At 57.0% G+C, this 12,727-nt stretch carries 10 protein-coding genes; 6 read left to right on the top strand and 4 right to left on the bottom strand.

Annotated features, from left to right (window positions below; translation table 11 throughout):
* The first annotated feature begins 17 nt into the window (after positions 1 to 17).
* The 4 genes from C480_RS19555 to C480_RS19575 all read left to right on the top strand — a co-directional run bounded on the left by C480_RS19555 (position 18) and on the right by C480_RS19575 (position 4,171).
* A complete protein-coding gene (locus tag C480_RS19555; RefSeq protein ID WP_006667382.1) occupies positions 18 to 524 on the top strand; it encodes a hypothetical protein in 507 nt (168 codons plus the stop codon).
* 1,293 nt (positions 525 to 1,817) lie between these two features.
* Positions 1,818 to 2,714, top strand: a complete 897-nt coding sequence (locus C480_RS19565) for a hypothetical protein (protein ID WP_006667385.1) — start codon at positions 1,818 to 1,820, stop codon at positions 2,712 to 2,714.
* A gap of 170 nt (positions 2,715 to 2,884) precedes the next feature.
* Positions 2,885 to 3,886 (top strand): homing endonuclease associated repeat-containing protein, encoded by a 1,002-nt coding sequence (locus C480_RS19570; RefSeq protein ID WP_006667386.1) that lies wholly within the window; start codon positions 2,885 to 2,887, stop codon positions 3,884 to 3,886.
* Positions 3,887 to 3,952: 66 nt separating this feature from the next.
* The gene (locus C480_RS19575; RefSeq protein ID WP_006667387.1) at positions 3,953 to 4,171 is read left to right on the top strand and encodes a hypothetical protein; all 219 of its coding nucleotides are present in this window, start codon (positions 3,953 to 3,955) and stop codon (positions 4,169 to 4,171) included.
* A gap of 179 nt (positions 4,172 to 4,350) precedes the next feature.
* Here the strand turns inward: C480_RS19575 and C480_RS19585 are convergent, their stop codons facing one another.
* Positions 4,351 to 8,127, bottom strand: a complete 3,777-nt coding sequence (locus C480_RS19585; protein WP_006667389.1) for a P-loop NTPase — start codon at positions 8,125 to 8,127, stop codon at positions 4,351 to 4,353.
* Positions 8,128 to 8,262: 135 nt separating this feature from the next.
* Here C480_RS19585 and C480_RS19590 point away from each other — a divergent pair, with 135 nt between their 5' ends.
* On the top strand, positions 8,263 to 9,189 hold the full coding sequence (locus C480_RS19590) for a transcription initiation factor IIB (RefSeq protein WP_006667390.1): 927 nt from the start codon (positions 8,263 to 8,265) through the stop codon (positions 9,187 to 9,189).
* On the opposite strand, the gene C480_RS19595 is transcribed toward C480_RS19590, so the two are convergent.
* Together C480_RS19595 and C480_RS19600 are read right to left on the bottom strand one after the other, a co-directional pair.
* Complete coding sequence (locus C480_RS19595; RefSeq protein ID WP_006667391.1) at positions 9,186 to 9,674, bottom strand: hypothetical protein; 489 nt, start codon at positions 9,672 to 9,674, stop codon at positions 9,186 to 9,188. The two genes, C480_RS19590 and C480_RS19595, sit on opposite strands and share 4 nt — an antisense overlap.
* A 16-nt stretch (positions 9,675 to 9,690) precedes the next feature.
* Positions 9,691 to 10,242, bottom strand: a complete 552-nt coding sequence (locus C480_RS19600; protein WP_006667392.1) for a DUF7342 family protein — start codon at positions 10,240 to 10,242, stop codon at positions 9,691 to 9,693.
* Between the two features lie 136 nt (positions 10,243 to 10,378).
* Here C480_RS19600 and C480_RS19605 point away from each other — a divergent pair, with 136 nt between their 5' ends.
* Positions 10,379 to 11,275, top strand: coding sequence for a biosurfactant protein 1 (locus C480_RS19605; protein ID WP_006667393.1), 897 nt, complete (start codon positions 10,379 to 10,381; stop codon positions 11,273 to 11,275).
* 392 nt (positions 11,276 to 11,667) lie between these two features.
* Here C480_RS19605 and C480_RS19610 read toward each other — a convergent pair whose 3' ends face one another.
* Positions 11,668 to 12,702: a threonine ammonia-lyase gene (locus C480_RS19610; RefSeq protein ID WP_006667394.1), complete on the bottom strand. Its 1,035-nt coding sequence runs from the start codon at positions 12,700 to 12,702 to the stop codon at positions 11,668 to 11,670.
* Between the last annotated feature and the right edge of the window lie 25 nt (positions 12,703 to 12,727).

Here is a 12,727-nt window from a genome sequence, read left to right on the forward strand (position 1 = left end):
GATGAGTATCCCTTGAGATGACTATGGACTACCCCGCATGCGGCTCGCCTGTCACGCACGAGGTCGAGCCGCACCGGCCGCTTTCGATGTCGCTTTCCGACGTGCTCCTTGCAGCCGATAAAGACGAGCGTATCGAGATCACAAATCACAGGTATTGGGGGATGGCGCTCGATGAGATGTATTCGGTGTTGAACGAAGGCAGCCGAATCCGGATTGCTGAGGAAGGAGAGATGTATCCGAACTTCGAGACGTGGTTCGTCTCAAACGACGTTGAGCGCGAGGCCCTCTCGAATCCCCTCACGGTTACATTCGACGAGGGTCAGATCGGGATCAGCCCGCTCGAACTCCAAATTGCATATATACTCCGACTCGCACAAGCTGCAGACAGCCTCAGCGGGAAGGATTTTGAAGAGGCACTCCACCTATACTTGACCTTCGAGGAACGATTTAACACGGAGCAGCTCGAAACGTACGTCAAAGAGCTTGGAGTTAAGGACTACTATGCTGAACTCACAGGAGTTTGAAGATGATCAACGCCGGAACACGGAGCAACGGCGTGCAATGATCAAGCGCTGGGCCGAGTACATTCGGACACACGACGATAGTGAGTGGTCACGCCAGCAGAATCGCCTTATCGACTCCCAACTCCAGTCGGCGAACGAGATGGCTGCAGCTGGCGACACGGATCCTGTTCAGTTTGCGGCTGCTCAAGATCGACTGCGCGACCGGTGACTGTCCACAGATACTCTTCCTAAGGACCCTGCGACAGAATGACGTCTACCACTACTTCAGCAGGATCAAGCGACGACGAGGTCCACTAACTCTACGAGCGGTATCAGGCGACTGAGAGCGACGCCGAACGTCGCGAGATCTCCCTCAAGGTGGGGGAGCTCGATGGACGCCGCCACGCGGAGATCTACGCAGCGCTCGAAGACGAGTGAGGGTCCTTCTTCTAGGCAACCGTATGCGAAGTCGTTCAGGATTGGCAACTAGCTGGTTTTCGATCGAGGGTTGTCGCTAGCTGGATTCGGTCAGCCGCAAGATCCCAAGCATCGAGTTCGCCAGCGGGATACTGTTTTCCCTGACGAGTGATGTCGTAGATGCCGTTGCTGAGATGAACGAGAAGGTCGTCGGATTGGGACGTAGAAGTACAGTTCACGATGGAAGGAATTTGACTTGCTGTGACGCTGGAGAACGTCGACATCCTAATCGGCGAAGAGTCCTACTCAACGGACGAGTAGTAGAATCGTGGTCGGTATCCGAGAGCCTTTCTGAAAGCCCTCAACTGCTCGACATCCCGCGACGGCCGCTGCACGCCTCACTTCACTCGGTGCTTACGGGGTCAGGGACGACTGAGACGGCCTTGCCCTTTCTGAGTCCATCAGGAGGTGGGGAGGGTCACCGAGCGTCGGAACTGGATGGCCGGGTGTTTCTCGACGGCCCGCCCCGCTCGTCGCATTCCGCCCTCCGCGTCGCTCGCGACCGACCATTCCGGGCATGCGGGCGCTCTCCGCACCGCGAGCGTCCGTTCCGAGCATCTGGTCTCGACGCCAGCGGGTATCCCCGTCGGTTGCGCCCCTCACGGGCCGGACACGAGCGGGCATATCCCGCTGGCCGCTCGCTCCGGGCGGGTCGGCGCGCAGTTCTGGTTGGATGACCTCCCCGAGGCGCGCTCTCGCTCGCGCCACAGGGGGCGCTCACGAAGGCGCGAGCGAGAGCGCGTAGATGGTTCTGTCGGTCGTTGTCGTCGGAAAACCGCGATGTAGTAGCATCGCGGTGTCGGCGCGTGAGCGCCTTCGGAATTTTGGAGAATTCCAATGTCAAGTAAGAACGTTACCAGTGAAGTAGTTTCGGTCGATGAACAGGCATTCGAAAAAGCGGACGAAGCAACGGTCAACGAAGACGGCTTCGAGATCGTCGATGAGACACCGAAGTTCCAGGCAACGGTGCAGATGGTGGTGCAGGCGAAAGTCGATGCCAACCACCCGGACGGGATGGTCAACACCGATGAAGAGCAAATCTACGGTGCGACCCTGGCTCAGGAAGAGCGCATTTGGGCGCGAGAGGCGGAGCTGGAGCGCATCAATGCCCAGGCAGAGCTGGGGACGCAAGAAGGTCGGGAGAAGCGGACGCGAGACATCGCGGCGAAGCAGAGCGCTGAGCGACGTGTTGAGTTCCAGAAACGGGCGGCGAGCGTGAACCCGTGGGCGGACCCGGAGCGAGACAATCCTCGTGCAGAACTCACGCAGGAGCAGTTGGCGGCAGTGAACAAGCAGTCAATGCGGTTGGCGGAGAAGCTGGATGGCTGGTCGCGAGCGGCGATTGGTCGGCGGCTGGGTGAAGCCGTCGCCGGTGGGAAAGACCTGATGAGCGCGGTCGTCGGGGTGTTCGAGGAGTTGCAGACGGCGCCGGGGCAGGTGGTTCCCATCGGAAAGCTCGAGGACGTCAATCGCAAAGAGGTGAGTATTGAGGGTCGTGTTGAGGTGCTCTGGGATAGTGGCTCACCAGCCATCGCTCAAGTTGGACTGATTGCGGACGAAAGTGGGAAAACGAAGATGACGATCTGGGAGAAATCGAATGCTCCGTGGATCGAGGAAGGCGAGCAGGTGCGCATTCACGGCGCGGCTCGGAACTGGTACGAGGGACGCGTCTCACTGGCCGTCACTGGGTGGTCGACCTTGCATTTCCCTGAGCGCGGTCGGTGGTGGGAATAGCCGGTCATCGCGGGTCTCTTTTTTTTGCTACGTGCCGGACCGACCCTGACCCCGCCTCCCCACCCTCCGCTCCGTGCTCGCTTCGCTGCGCGCGCAGCCACGACCTCCTGATCAGTTTATTTGGCGCCGCGATGGGTGCCGGCGCAAGCAGACCGGCGAGTGACACAGAGATGTACGAATGCGATTACTGTGATGCCACGTTCGAAGCGGTCAGCAACCTCGGCGGCCATGTTGCCTCCGCACATCGGTACGGGGAGTACGAATGCGAGACGTGTGGTGAGACCTTCACCTCGCTCGCATCCTATCGCGGTCACCTCGGTGGCCAATCCCCGATTGGACGTGAGGTACTGAAAACTGAACTTCGACGCTTCGCTGAGGAGCTCGGCCGGCCACCCACGCGCGAGGAGATGAATGCAGACGGGGCGTATTCGGCAACGGCGTACCGGAACGAGTTCGGCTCGTGGTGTGATGCTATCCGCTCCATCGGACACAATCCAGTTCAAGAACGTCGGGTTCCGGACGAGGAATTGTTGAAGGCGATTCGAGACTTAGCTGACGAACTCGGACGGGTGCCGAGCGCACCAGAGATGGACGACCAGGGCGCGTACTCGCAACGAACGTGTGCGAACCGATTTGGGTCGTGGGCGAACGCCGTGCACGAAGCTGGGCTTGAACCGGCTGGCAAACAGAATATTCCCAAGCCGGAACTCCTTGCTGAAATCGATCGGCTTGCTTCAGAACTCGGCCATCCCCCAACGGTCGAGGAGATAAATTCTGAGGGACAATATCACGTTGCGACCTACTACGACCGTTTCGAGTCATGGCGACAGGCGAAACGCCGTGTGGGGTACGTTGAATCACAAGACGAGCGAGTTGCGTGGAAGCGACAGAAGTGGAGCGAGACACGGTGGCACCGGCAGCGTCAGCGAGTGCTTGAGCGTGATGACTACTGCTGCCAGACGCCCGGGTGTGACATCGATCAATGCGAACACCACGCACGCTTTGGAAAGGACCTCCATATCCACCACATCAGACCTCGGCGTGAGTTCGTTGATGCGGACGGTCGATATGATGCCGAGGCGGCGAACGCGCTTGATAATCTAATCACACTCTGTGCTGTGCATCATCGCTTCTGGGAACAGTTCGTTCCGCTTCAACCCGATATTCGCTAACCGCGTCCGGTGGTGTTTCTCGGCCCCGGCGATGGGTGCTGGGGCCACCAGTTATCCCGTCACATTATGACTGAAGACACGACACTCCCGGCGCGTGAACGGCTTCGCATTCACCTCCGCGAAGCCCGCCGCACGACCGACTCGCCGATCGTGGAAGTACAGTTAGAGGCCGCGCTGGACGCCTGGAACGACCTGCCGCCGACACCCCTGTGGGAGTGTCTCGTCTGTGGGAAGGTCGGGCTGCCTGAACGAATCCAACAACACAGGTGTGGGTCCGAGCGATAGAAGCCTTCAAACCCGAACGGTCTCCGACGACGTCATCGAAGATATCTCAAAACAGGTAGCCGCGAACAGCGGGGACTGCTGGGAAGCACTAGAACAGCTCTTGAGGGTCGGAAGACTGGCGGATCAGGATGGTATGAATGAGGTGAAGTTAGTGAGTCTTGATTTCTAGCGAAGTGGGATTAGAAATCTTCGAGTGTGTTTTCACGTCGTTCTACATCATCGAGCAGGTAATCCTCAGCCTCTTCGACAAAGACGATGGCGGAAGAGGGTAGTGAGGCGTCTTGTTGCCATCCTCTCAGCATCTCCAACTCGTCCTCTTTCAGATCTATACCCATGCTTGGTGTCGTCAGAGGATCTGAAGAGAGCGCCGTGAGGATTTCATTTTTAACTATTTCAGTACTGTTTATATTTTCCACCCCTTCCGTGATGATTGTGAGGTAGATCTCTTCGATGTCTTCAGTAATCGGGTATTGTCTACAGTACCAGATGATATGCATTAGCTCGTCTTCGGAGCAGATCGGTATTTCTGGTATGAGTCTTTCTGCGAGTTCTGATGTGGGGAAGCAACGGGTTAGGGTAGAGAACCCTATCGGGTTATAGTAGTCGGCATCGAGAATGCGGCTGGCGACTACATTTGTCGCAGTACTGTAACCGTCAGCTTGTTTCATTCTCTCAGAGTCTATATCAAGGTGGGTTGGGAGAAGCGAAGTCCCTACGTATTCGTTTTCCAACCGCTGGAGGCAGAAGTCGACGAACTGATCGGGGTTCCGCTCAGCGACTTCTGCGATTACGAGTTGAAGACCGTGAGGTTCCTCGGCGAAGCTTTCGCTGTCTTCTGCGTAGTCCAAGACTGCATTCAGAAGCTCTTCATCTACTTCTCGTGAACTATCTTTGTGTAGCGGGAGAGGTCGGAGTACTGCCTTGATTAACCCGGGATCAAGTGATTCTGCATCTTGTAGAAGGGTGAGAAGGACGTTTTCTGTCCATTCTTGGTGGTCTTCCCAGTATCCGTGTACTACCTGGCTGAGACCGGACACGAGTTCCCGAGGAATCTCGGATCGATCTTCCAGTAGTTCGTCGATATGCTCTTTGGTGAAGTCTAGGTCTTGGGTGGCTAAAGCACTGAGTCCTGCGGAGATCAGGTCGAATCGCTCTTTTTCGGTGTACTGGTCTACAAGTTCTTTTCCTCTCTCAGGGTCGGTGGAGCAGATCCCCACGAGTACCTGCGGTTTACAGGAATTGAGATCCGGATCATCTGCTTCGAGAAGGATTTCTCCGTACTCCGGCCGCTCGTCTGCTAGGACTCTGAAGAACTGGTTGAAGGATGTATCCGTGAGTTCTGAGAGGATGTCTGAGAAATCGGAGGGGGCGAGCTCCTCTTCGTCTAAGTCTTCCGCGAAGCTGCGGATCTCGGCTTCCCGTTCCTCCATCTTCTTGGGAGGCTTGTACCTCATATTTTGGAGAAGCTGGTATCTCTCGTTTCCCGCTAACGCCTCTTCGAGATCCCGCACTTCGGATTCGATACCGAATTTTTCTGCGTTTTCACGGTCAGCTAACTTGCTCAGGGTATTGATACACCGCAAGTCTTCGTCCTGTGAGACGTATTCAGAGGCAAATTCGAGAATCCGGACAAGTTCGTCCTCGCTGATTACTTCTTGGTGTTTGCCGTGGTATCTGGCCTGTGAGTTCTCGAAGTTCACCAGTTTCTCAGCGGCTTTCTTCCGCGCCTCTGGATGGGGGTCTTCTTGGATGATGTCGGTAAGAAGCTCGACGACTTGTTTCCGCAGTTCTAGCTGTGGTTCCGTCATTCGGACGTCTCCCTGCCAGGATCGCATCTGGGAGCGGTCGATGGGGTCGATTGAGAAATCGTGTATCTGTATTTTTGAGGTTTCTCCGATGATATCGAGTAGGTCAAGCTGGAGGCTCTTCTCGATTTCTTCGGAGAGGAAGTTTTCCCAGATGACCTCCAGTATCTTTTGCTGTGCGGCAGGTGCCCTCCGAAGGCCGGGCCGCATCGCCTGCTTTAGCTTCTGTTCTACACTCTCGGTTTGAAGCTGAGACTGTAATGGGTAGTCCACCGCAATTCGGAGCAACCATACCGTCGCTTCTTCTGGTTCTCCCTGTAGGGCGTTCGACAGCAGGTCTATGGATTCGATTATGAGGTCTCCGGCCGGAGACGCCGTGTACATCGAGCTACGTAGTAACTGTTCATCTTCCTGGTGTTCAGGCAGCTCTTCACGCAACGCTTTTTTGACGAGTTCTATTGCGTGGTGTGGATGAGTTGATCCTATAATCTTGAATCTACGGAGGAATTTGACCCTTTCTGCGAAGCCGTATTCACTAAGCTGGTCTAATTCTGAATCAAGGGCACTTCGAATTGTTTTCCGGGCTTCTCTACAGTCGTACCGTCGATGAATAACTGCCAACTGATTGATCTGGTTCCTCCCTGTGAACTCGCTGAAGTTGCTGTAGATTTCGTTTTGGTAGTTGCGTGGTGACTCCGAGAGGAAATTGTTGTAGACTATGTATTCTTGCAGGGCGTCGGGTTGGATGGTTAGGCGACCCGCGTGTTCGGCGACCAGTCCGATGTTTTCCGTAAGTGTTTCCCGGAGGTTTATCTCAGTGGTTCTATCGATGTTTAGGACGTCTCGGAACCGCTGTACTTGTTCCTCGTTGTCGCTATCGAGTTCTCCAACAGCAGCAAGGTATTTGACGTAGGTCTCCAGATCTTGTGGATTCCCGATTCCTTCGTGTTCCGCCAGTCTTTGGATATCATCGAGGATGTCTTCGAATACTTCTTCGAGCACATCTTCCTGTGCAACAGGATCAGTATCGGATTGTTCACCGCTGGAGATTTGTTCTGCGAGAAGGTGCGCGAAGAGCGGGATTCCTTCGCTGATCGCTACGATCCGGTCAAGCGTTGACGGATCGGTGATTCCGTAGTATTCTCGTAGAATCCTGTGTACGTCGTCGGTATCCAGCCGTGGGAGTTCCACCGTGTCTATGTCGATGTCTCGGAGTCGGTTTCCGTGGCTTTGCAGTGTTGAGATGAAATGAGGTCTCTCCGCGAAGATTAGTTTGAGATGTGGCTGGTGCTGATCCACGAGGTCGAATAAACGCCTAATTTGACCAGTATCTCGTGCATCGTCAACGAAGAGAATCGTGTTCCTCTCCTCATCCAAGCCGAGTTCTTCGAGGCCTTCGTCGATGTTTCCGGCATCTATGTCTGTCCAGTATACTTGCCAGTCCGGGTGTTCTGCTTCGAGGAGTAAGCTGCCTTCGACTACCAGCCGTGTCTTTCCGATACCGGCACGTCCAGTGAGTATGAGTACGTCTTCTTCGGCGTCCGGGAATTCTGTTATTTTATCAAGTTCGTCTTCCCGGCCGAAGAACGGGAGGTCGTATCTGTCGTACCTGTGTTCCCCGTTCAGCCTTTGGTGGAACCGTTCAGATATCGGTTGGAAGACCTCGTATCCCTTGTTGGTTGGAAGCCGTCCCTCTATCTCCTGTAGTTCAAGCAGGATTTCTTCCTGCCCTTCTTCTAGATCTTCGGTATATCGGTGGATTCGCTGGGTGTACTCCATAAGCAACTTGTGGCCGATCTCTTGGTTCTGGCTGATCTCCACCTCTAACTGGTTCAAAAACTCTATCACCAGTTCTTCCGGCGAGGCTTCGACTTCTTGGTCGAGTAAATCTTCATCGAACGTGTCAGCTATTTCTTCAGGGGTGATCAAGTTACCTCCAGCATCGAACTCTTCTACCAGTTCAACTACTTCGTCGTCATCGAATATAGCGATGAAGACGTTAGAGTCCAGTCCATCGTATCTTTCCGCTACTTGAGAGGCCGCGTTTTCGACGGCTTCATTCAAGAAATGCATACGCTTTCCTTTGCCGTAGAGATGCTTCGCCGTAGACGAGACCAGAATACTCGCACCGATGGAGACCGGGTCAACCATAGTCAGCGATACACAGGTGAGTGATTTAATAATGGTTCTTAGAAAAACGGATTTCGTACTCGATAGCGTTTATTGTCCCCTCGATGGGTGAGGGGCTCGCTGTACAGGTGGGTTCCCTGAATCACGGTGAGAACAATGGCAATCAGAGACATCTACGAAAGCGAATTCGACGAAGACGTCCGAACGGAGTCGAACGCGAACCAATGTCCCGAATGTGACGGACAGGTCACCACGAACGCGGTCGAAACGGTCTGCGAGGACTGTGGCCTGGTCATCGACGAACAGCGTATCGATCACGGGCCGGAGTGGCGGGCGTACGACAGCGAGGAGTGCGAACGAACGGGCGCCCCACTCACTGCAGCTCGCCACGATCGCGGCCTGTCGACGGAAATCGGTCGCGGCACCGACGCGAAGGGGAACGAGATCTCTGGGCAGAAGCGACGGCGGCTCGCCCGAATGCGCCGGGAACAGGCTCATGGCCGGTTTCAGTCGAAAGCGGAACGGAACCTCGCACACGGGCTGGGGGAAGTGCGCAGGCTGGCGAGTGCCCTCGAACTCTCCGGGTCGGTCCGCGACCAGGCGTGTCAGCTCTTCCGAAGCGCCCAGAACGAGGATCTGCTTCGTGGCAGATCCATCGAGGCCATCGCCGCGGCCAGCGTCTACGGGGCCTGCCGGTGCAACGGCCGCTCGCGGTTAGTGGACGACGTCAGCGAGATGGCCCGCGTCGCGGAGTCACGGGTCACGAACGCGTACAAAACGCTGAACGAAGAGCTGAGCCTCCCCGCTGAGCCCGTTGCCCCCAGCATGTTCGTGCCGCGACTCGCCTCGGACCTCGAGTGCCCGGACGAAATTCGACAGCGGGCCCGAACCCTCGCAGAGCAGGCCGAGGAGCGCGGCGTCACGACGGGCGTTCATCCGGCCGGGTTCGCCGCGGCCTGCCTCTACAAAGCGGGGCAGGAACAGGGGCAGTGGGTAACGCAACGCGATGTCGCGGAGTCAGGGAACGTCACGCCAACGACTGTCCGGACGCATCACGAAACGCTTGATGAACTCGCTGTCTAGACAGGCCAGGTAAGAAGCGAGGGCGTGCCATTCTCCCAGCGAATCGCCTCTACCGCCGCCGGGAATTGCTGTAGTCGGTCATCGAGGACGGCGAGTGGGTGTGCATCGAGAAACGTCGCCTCATGCCGGTCAACGGGCTTGTCATCGTAATTAAGTTGGATGTGACAGGGACCAAGGTCCGGATGGTCGGCGTCCTGGTGGAAGCCGAGCATCAGATTCCGCTCCGGTTCGACCCAGTTGATGCGGTAGTATTCGTGGTCGACGCCGGTGGGGTACCAGAAGCGAATCTCGAGCCGTGCGGTCGCCGCATCGTAGGAGTTACTCAGGAACGTCGTCGGGTCGACGTCCGCGATGACGTACCGGGGTCGGCGTCGAGACGGGCGATAGCGTACATCCTCACACCCTGGCTGGTTCGTCAATCGGTCGTGAACGTCGCGGAGGAGGGTCCGCTGTGTATAGCGGTCGCGACCGGCGAGAAAGATCATTCTGGGAGAGAAAGGATTAGCTCGTGGCGCGGTCGGCCACGTCGGTCATCTGTTCGCGAGCGGCTTCGACATCGGAGTAGAGTTCCAAGGCGTGCTTGATGAGGCGACGATCCTCCTCGTTCTCACGCCAGAACGCGATAACGTCGCGGCGGTCGCGGAGCTCGGCACTTGTGAGGTCGCCGTCGGCGAGCGACTGTTCGAGCTCTTCCCACGTCTCGACGTTGTAGGTCGCCTGCCACTCCTCGATCTCTTCTGTAATCGCCGCCAGTTCGTTGCGAAGCTCTTCGCGCGTGTTCTCCTCGATGAGCGTGCGGATTTCCTCGAAGAGCAGTCGCGTGTAGTCCGGCTGGTAGCGGGTCGTCTTGCCGGCCTCAACGCGGCGCAGCTGTCCCTGATCGACAAGATCCTGGAGTTCCTCGTTGGTCGTACTCCAGGCGGCGTCAGCCTGCTCGCTGATCCAGTTGACCGACCGCGGTTCGCGAAGCGTCTCGGCGACCGCTCGAATACGGTCGCGGGCGCTCATCGACTCAGTCCACGACTGGGCCCCATCTCGCGAGGATTCGGACATACTTGGCACCTCTTACGACAGTGTTGGCGCTGAACTCCCATATATGTTTGCACTCTCTCACATAATCAAGAGTACGTTGCGAGCGAAGGCGTCCGGACGTTGAAATGCGATACCGACAGAACCTACGAACCAACCGATGCACAACCAATATACTGACTTTGAGGAACTGCGGCCGACTGGCGAGGCGTCCCACATTCCGGACACGAGGCTGGGCGACGGGTGTGAAGGTACCCCCCGACGGCAACGCGTCGCGACGAGCTCTGGTGGCTACCCTGATGCACCGACGGTAACCGACGGCGAGTGCCGGTCCTGTGGAGCGTCAGTCCCAGACGGCCAAACGAAATGCCGGTTCTGTCTCACTAACCATCTCGGACGTGGCGCCACCAACACGGACGAGTTAGAGTCGACGACGTTCCTCGACATCATCCACCTGGTCGTCGAGTCAACCACGTTCTACGGCGCCGTGGCGAAGGGCGGCGCCGCGGCGAACCTCTTCACCGCCAACGACGCGGAGTCGGCCGTCGACGACTACACGCTCATCTACGACCTCGACGAGGCGCCGGCGCGCCAGCTGGCCGAGCAATGGCCCTCACTCCCCGACGCGGTACAGGTGTCGTCAGGAAAGGGAGAGCGGCTCCTCAGTGCCGCCCGTGACCGAACAGGCTGGAACGGGCAGGGAGCGTCGGAACGTCAGGAGCAGACCCCGACGCGACTCTACGACCAGCGGGGGAACGGCATCATCGACGCGTCGCGTCTCACTGAGGTCCTCGACGACGCCGAGGACGTGGTGTGGCTGGTTCCAGCGATGGCGCTGGCCGAATCTACCGGCGAAGCGGCGGCTGATCGCCAGGTGTCGTCGGTACCAACGACTCAGGAACTCGACTATCAAAACTGTGAGCGGGTAACCGACCACCGATTCAAGGCCTATGAATCGGTCCCAGATGAGGCGTGGACGGGACAACCGATCTGGGAGTGCCGGGTGTGTGGCTCGACTCGCTACGGACCAAGCAGATCGGCACAGTCCTCGTCTTAACCAACATAGCGACACAGAGGCACACCAATGTTGGTTAACGAGCGGACTCAGTCCTACAGTTCTCCACGAGTGGAGAGGTTTCTCTACACCGTGAACCGGGGAGGTGCTTCAAATGGACCCACGCAACAACCCCGGATGTCGACTGCACCGTTCACTCCCCAATCTCAACCGCATCGAGACTGCCAGATTCAACGACGTAGATCAAGAGCGGATCGAGACAGCGAGATCTCTCCTACAGTACGTGAGTCTGCTCTCCCAGCCGGAACACAGCGGGGGCGCCGAAACACAGCGCTCTCGGTGAGGAACTGTTTGACCAAATTAAGGCAGAGTATGAACAAGAGATCGGACGGTCATGTCAACTATAATTTACTAAGTACAGAGCTACCTGAATACTAACGTCTGGTGTTCTCTTCTTCGAGAAGCACCTTTAACGCGTCTGGGGAGATGTTTCGCCCTGAAATAGGAAAGACTACTGTCTGCCCTTGAAGTTCGTCTTGTCGCCGTCTTATGGCCGCAAGGCTCGTTGCACTTGCGCCCTCCGCAGGAATCCGCTCTTCGGAAAGCAGATCACAGACACCGCGCTCAAGCGCCTGCTCGCTCACGAGTTCAAACTCGTCAAGTCGGTCTCGAAGCACATCCATCGTTAGCGCGAACGGAACTCGCGTCGCAATTCCCTCAGCGAAGGTTTCCATCCGCTCGTGAGGGGCGAGATGCCCTTCTGACCACGCAGAGTGCATCGCTGGCGCAGCTTCCGACTGCACACCGATCACGGCTGCGTCCGTCAGTGCACCTACGGTGAGACAGTATCCCGCTGCGCTCGATCCGCCGCCAACCGGACAAAACAGGTAGTCGATGTCGGGAATGTCCTCGACGATTTCGAGCCCGGCTGTGCCGACGCCAGCGATGAGTGCCGGTTCGTTCGCCGAGTGGACGTACCGGTAGCCCTCGTTCGCAGCGAGTTTCTCGGCGTGTTCACGAGCATCGTCGAAAACATCGCCATGAAACTGGACTTCCGCCCCGAGCCGTTCAATCGCCATCACCTTCGAAGGATTTGCATCTTCGGGCACAACGATGGTCACCGGGGCGTCAAACGTGCGGCCAGCGTAGGCGACCGACTGTCCGTGATTTCCCGTACTAGCGGCAATCAGTCCAGGGTCACGAAACTCCTCGTTCAGCTGTGAAACCAGTGTCACTCCACCGCGGACTTTGAAGGCACCCGTTGGGAGGATATCTTCACGTTTCAAATAGATGTCAGCGTCGAATTCAGCAGAGAAGAACTCACTCCGAACCAGCGGTGTCCGAGGGAGATGCTGGCTGACGATCTGACGTGCGTAGTAGATATCGTTCGTCGTCGGTGGCGTGAGATCGTGATACGGGAATACTGTCGTCGCATCCGGTGATTCGACTGGTTCGTACGCTGGAGTCATACATCCACCTGAAGCGAGAAGACAC

Origin of the sequence: Natrialba aegyptia DSM 13077, from assembly GCF_000337535.1 — an archaeon.
GTDB classification, from domain to species: domain Archaea; phylum Halobacteriota; class Halobacteria; order Halobacteriales; family Natrialbaceae; genus Natrialba; species Natrialba aegyptia.

Coding starts and splice junctions, on each gene's coding strand:
- C480_RS19555 (WP_006667382.1), top strand. CDS start 18: ATGACTATGGACTACCCCGCATGCGGCTCGCCTGTCACGCACGAGGTC.
- C480_RS19565 (WP_006667385.1), top strand. CDS start 1,818: ATGTCAAGTAAGAACGTTACCAGTGAAGTAGTTTCGGTCGATGAACAG.
- C480_RS19570 (WP_006667386.1), top strand. CDS start 2,885: ATGTACGAATGCGATTACTGTGATGCCACGTTCGAAGCGGTCAGCAAC.
- C480_RS19575 (WP_006667387.1), top strand. CDS start 3,953: ATGACTGAAGACACGACACTCCCGGCGCGTGAACGGCTTCGCATTCAC.
- C480_RS19585 (WP_006667389.1), bottom strand. CDS start 8,127: ATGGTTGACCCGGTCTCCATCGGTGCGAGTATTCTGGTCTCGTCTACG.
- C480_RS19590 (WP_006667390.1), top strand. CDS start 8,263: ATGGCAATCAGAGACATCTACGAAAGCGAATTCGACGAAGACGTCCGA.
- C480_RS19595 (WP_006667391.1), bottom strand. CDS start 9,674: ATGATCTTTCTCGCCGGTCGCGACCGCTATACACAGCGGACCCTCCTC.
- C480_RS19600 (WP_006667392.1), bottom strand. CDS start 10,242: ATGTCCGAATCCTCGCGAGATGGGGCCCAGTCGTGGACTGAGTCGATG.
- C480_RS19605 (WP_006667393.1), top strand. CDS start 10,379: ATGCACAACCAATATACTGACTTTGAGGAACTGCGGCCGACTGGCGAG.
- C480_RS19610 (WP_006667394.1), bottom strand. CDS start 12,702: ATGACTCCAGCGTACGAACCAGTCGAATCACCGGATGCGACGACAGTA.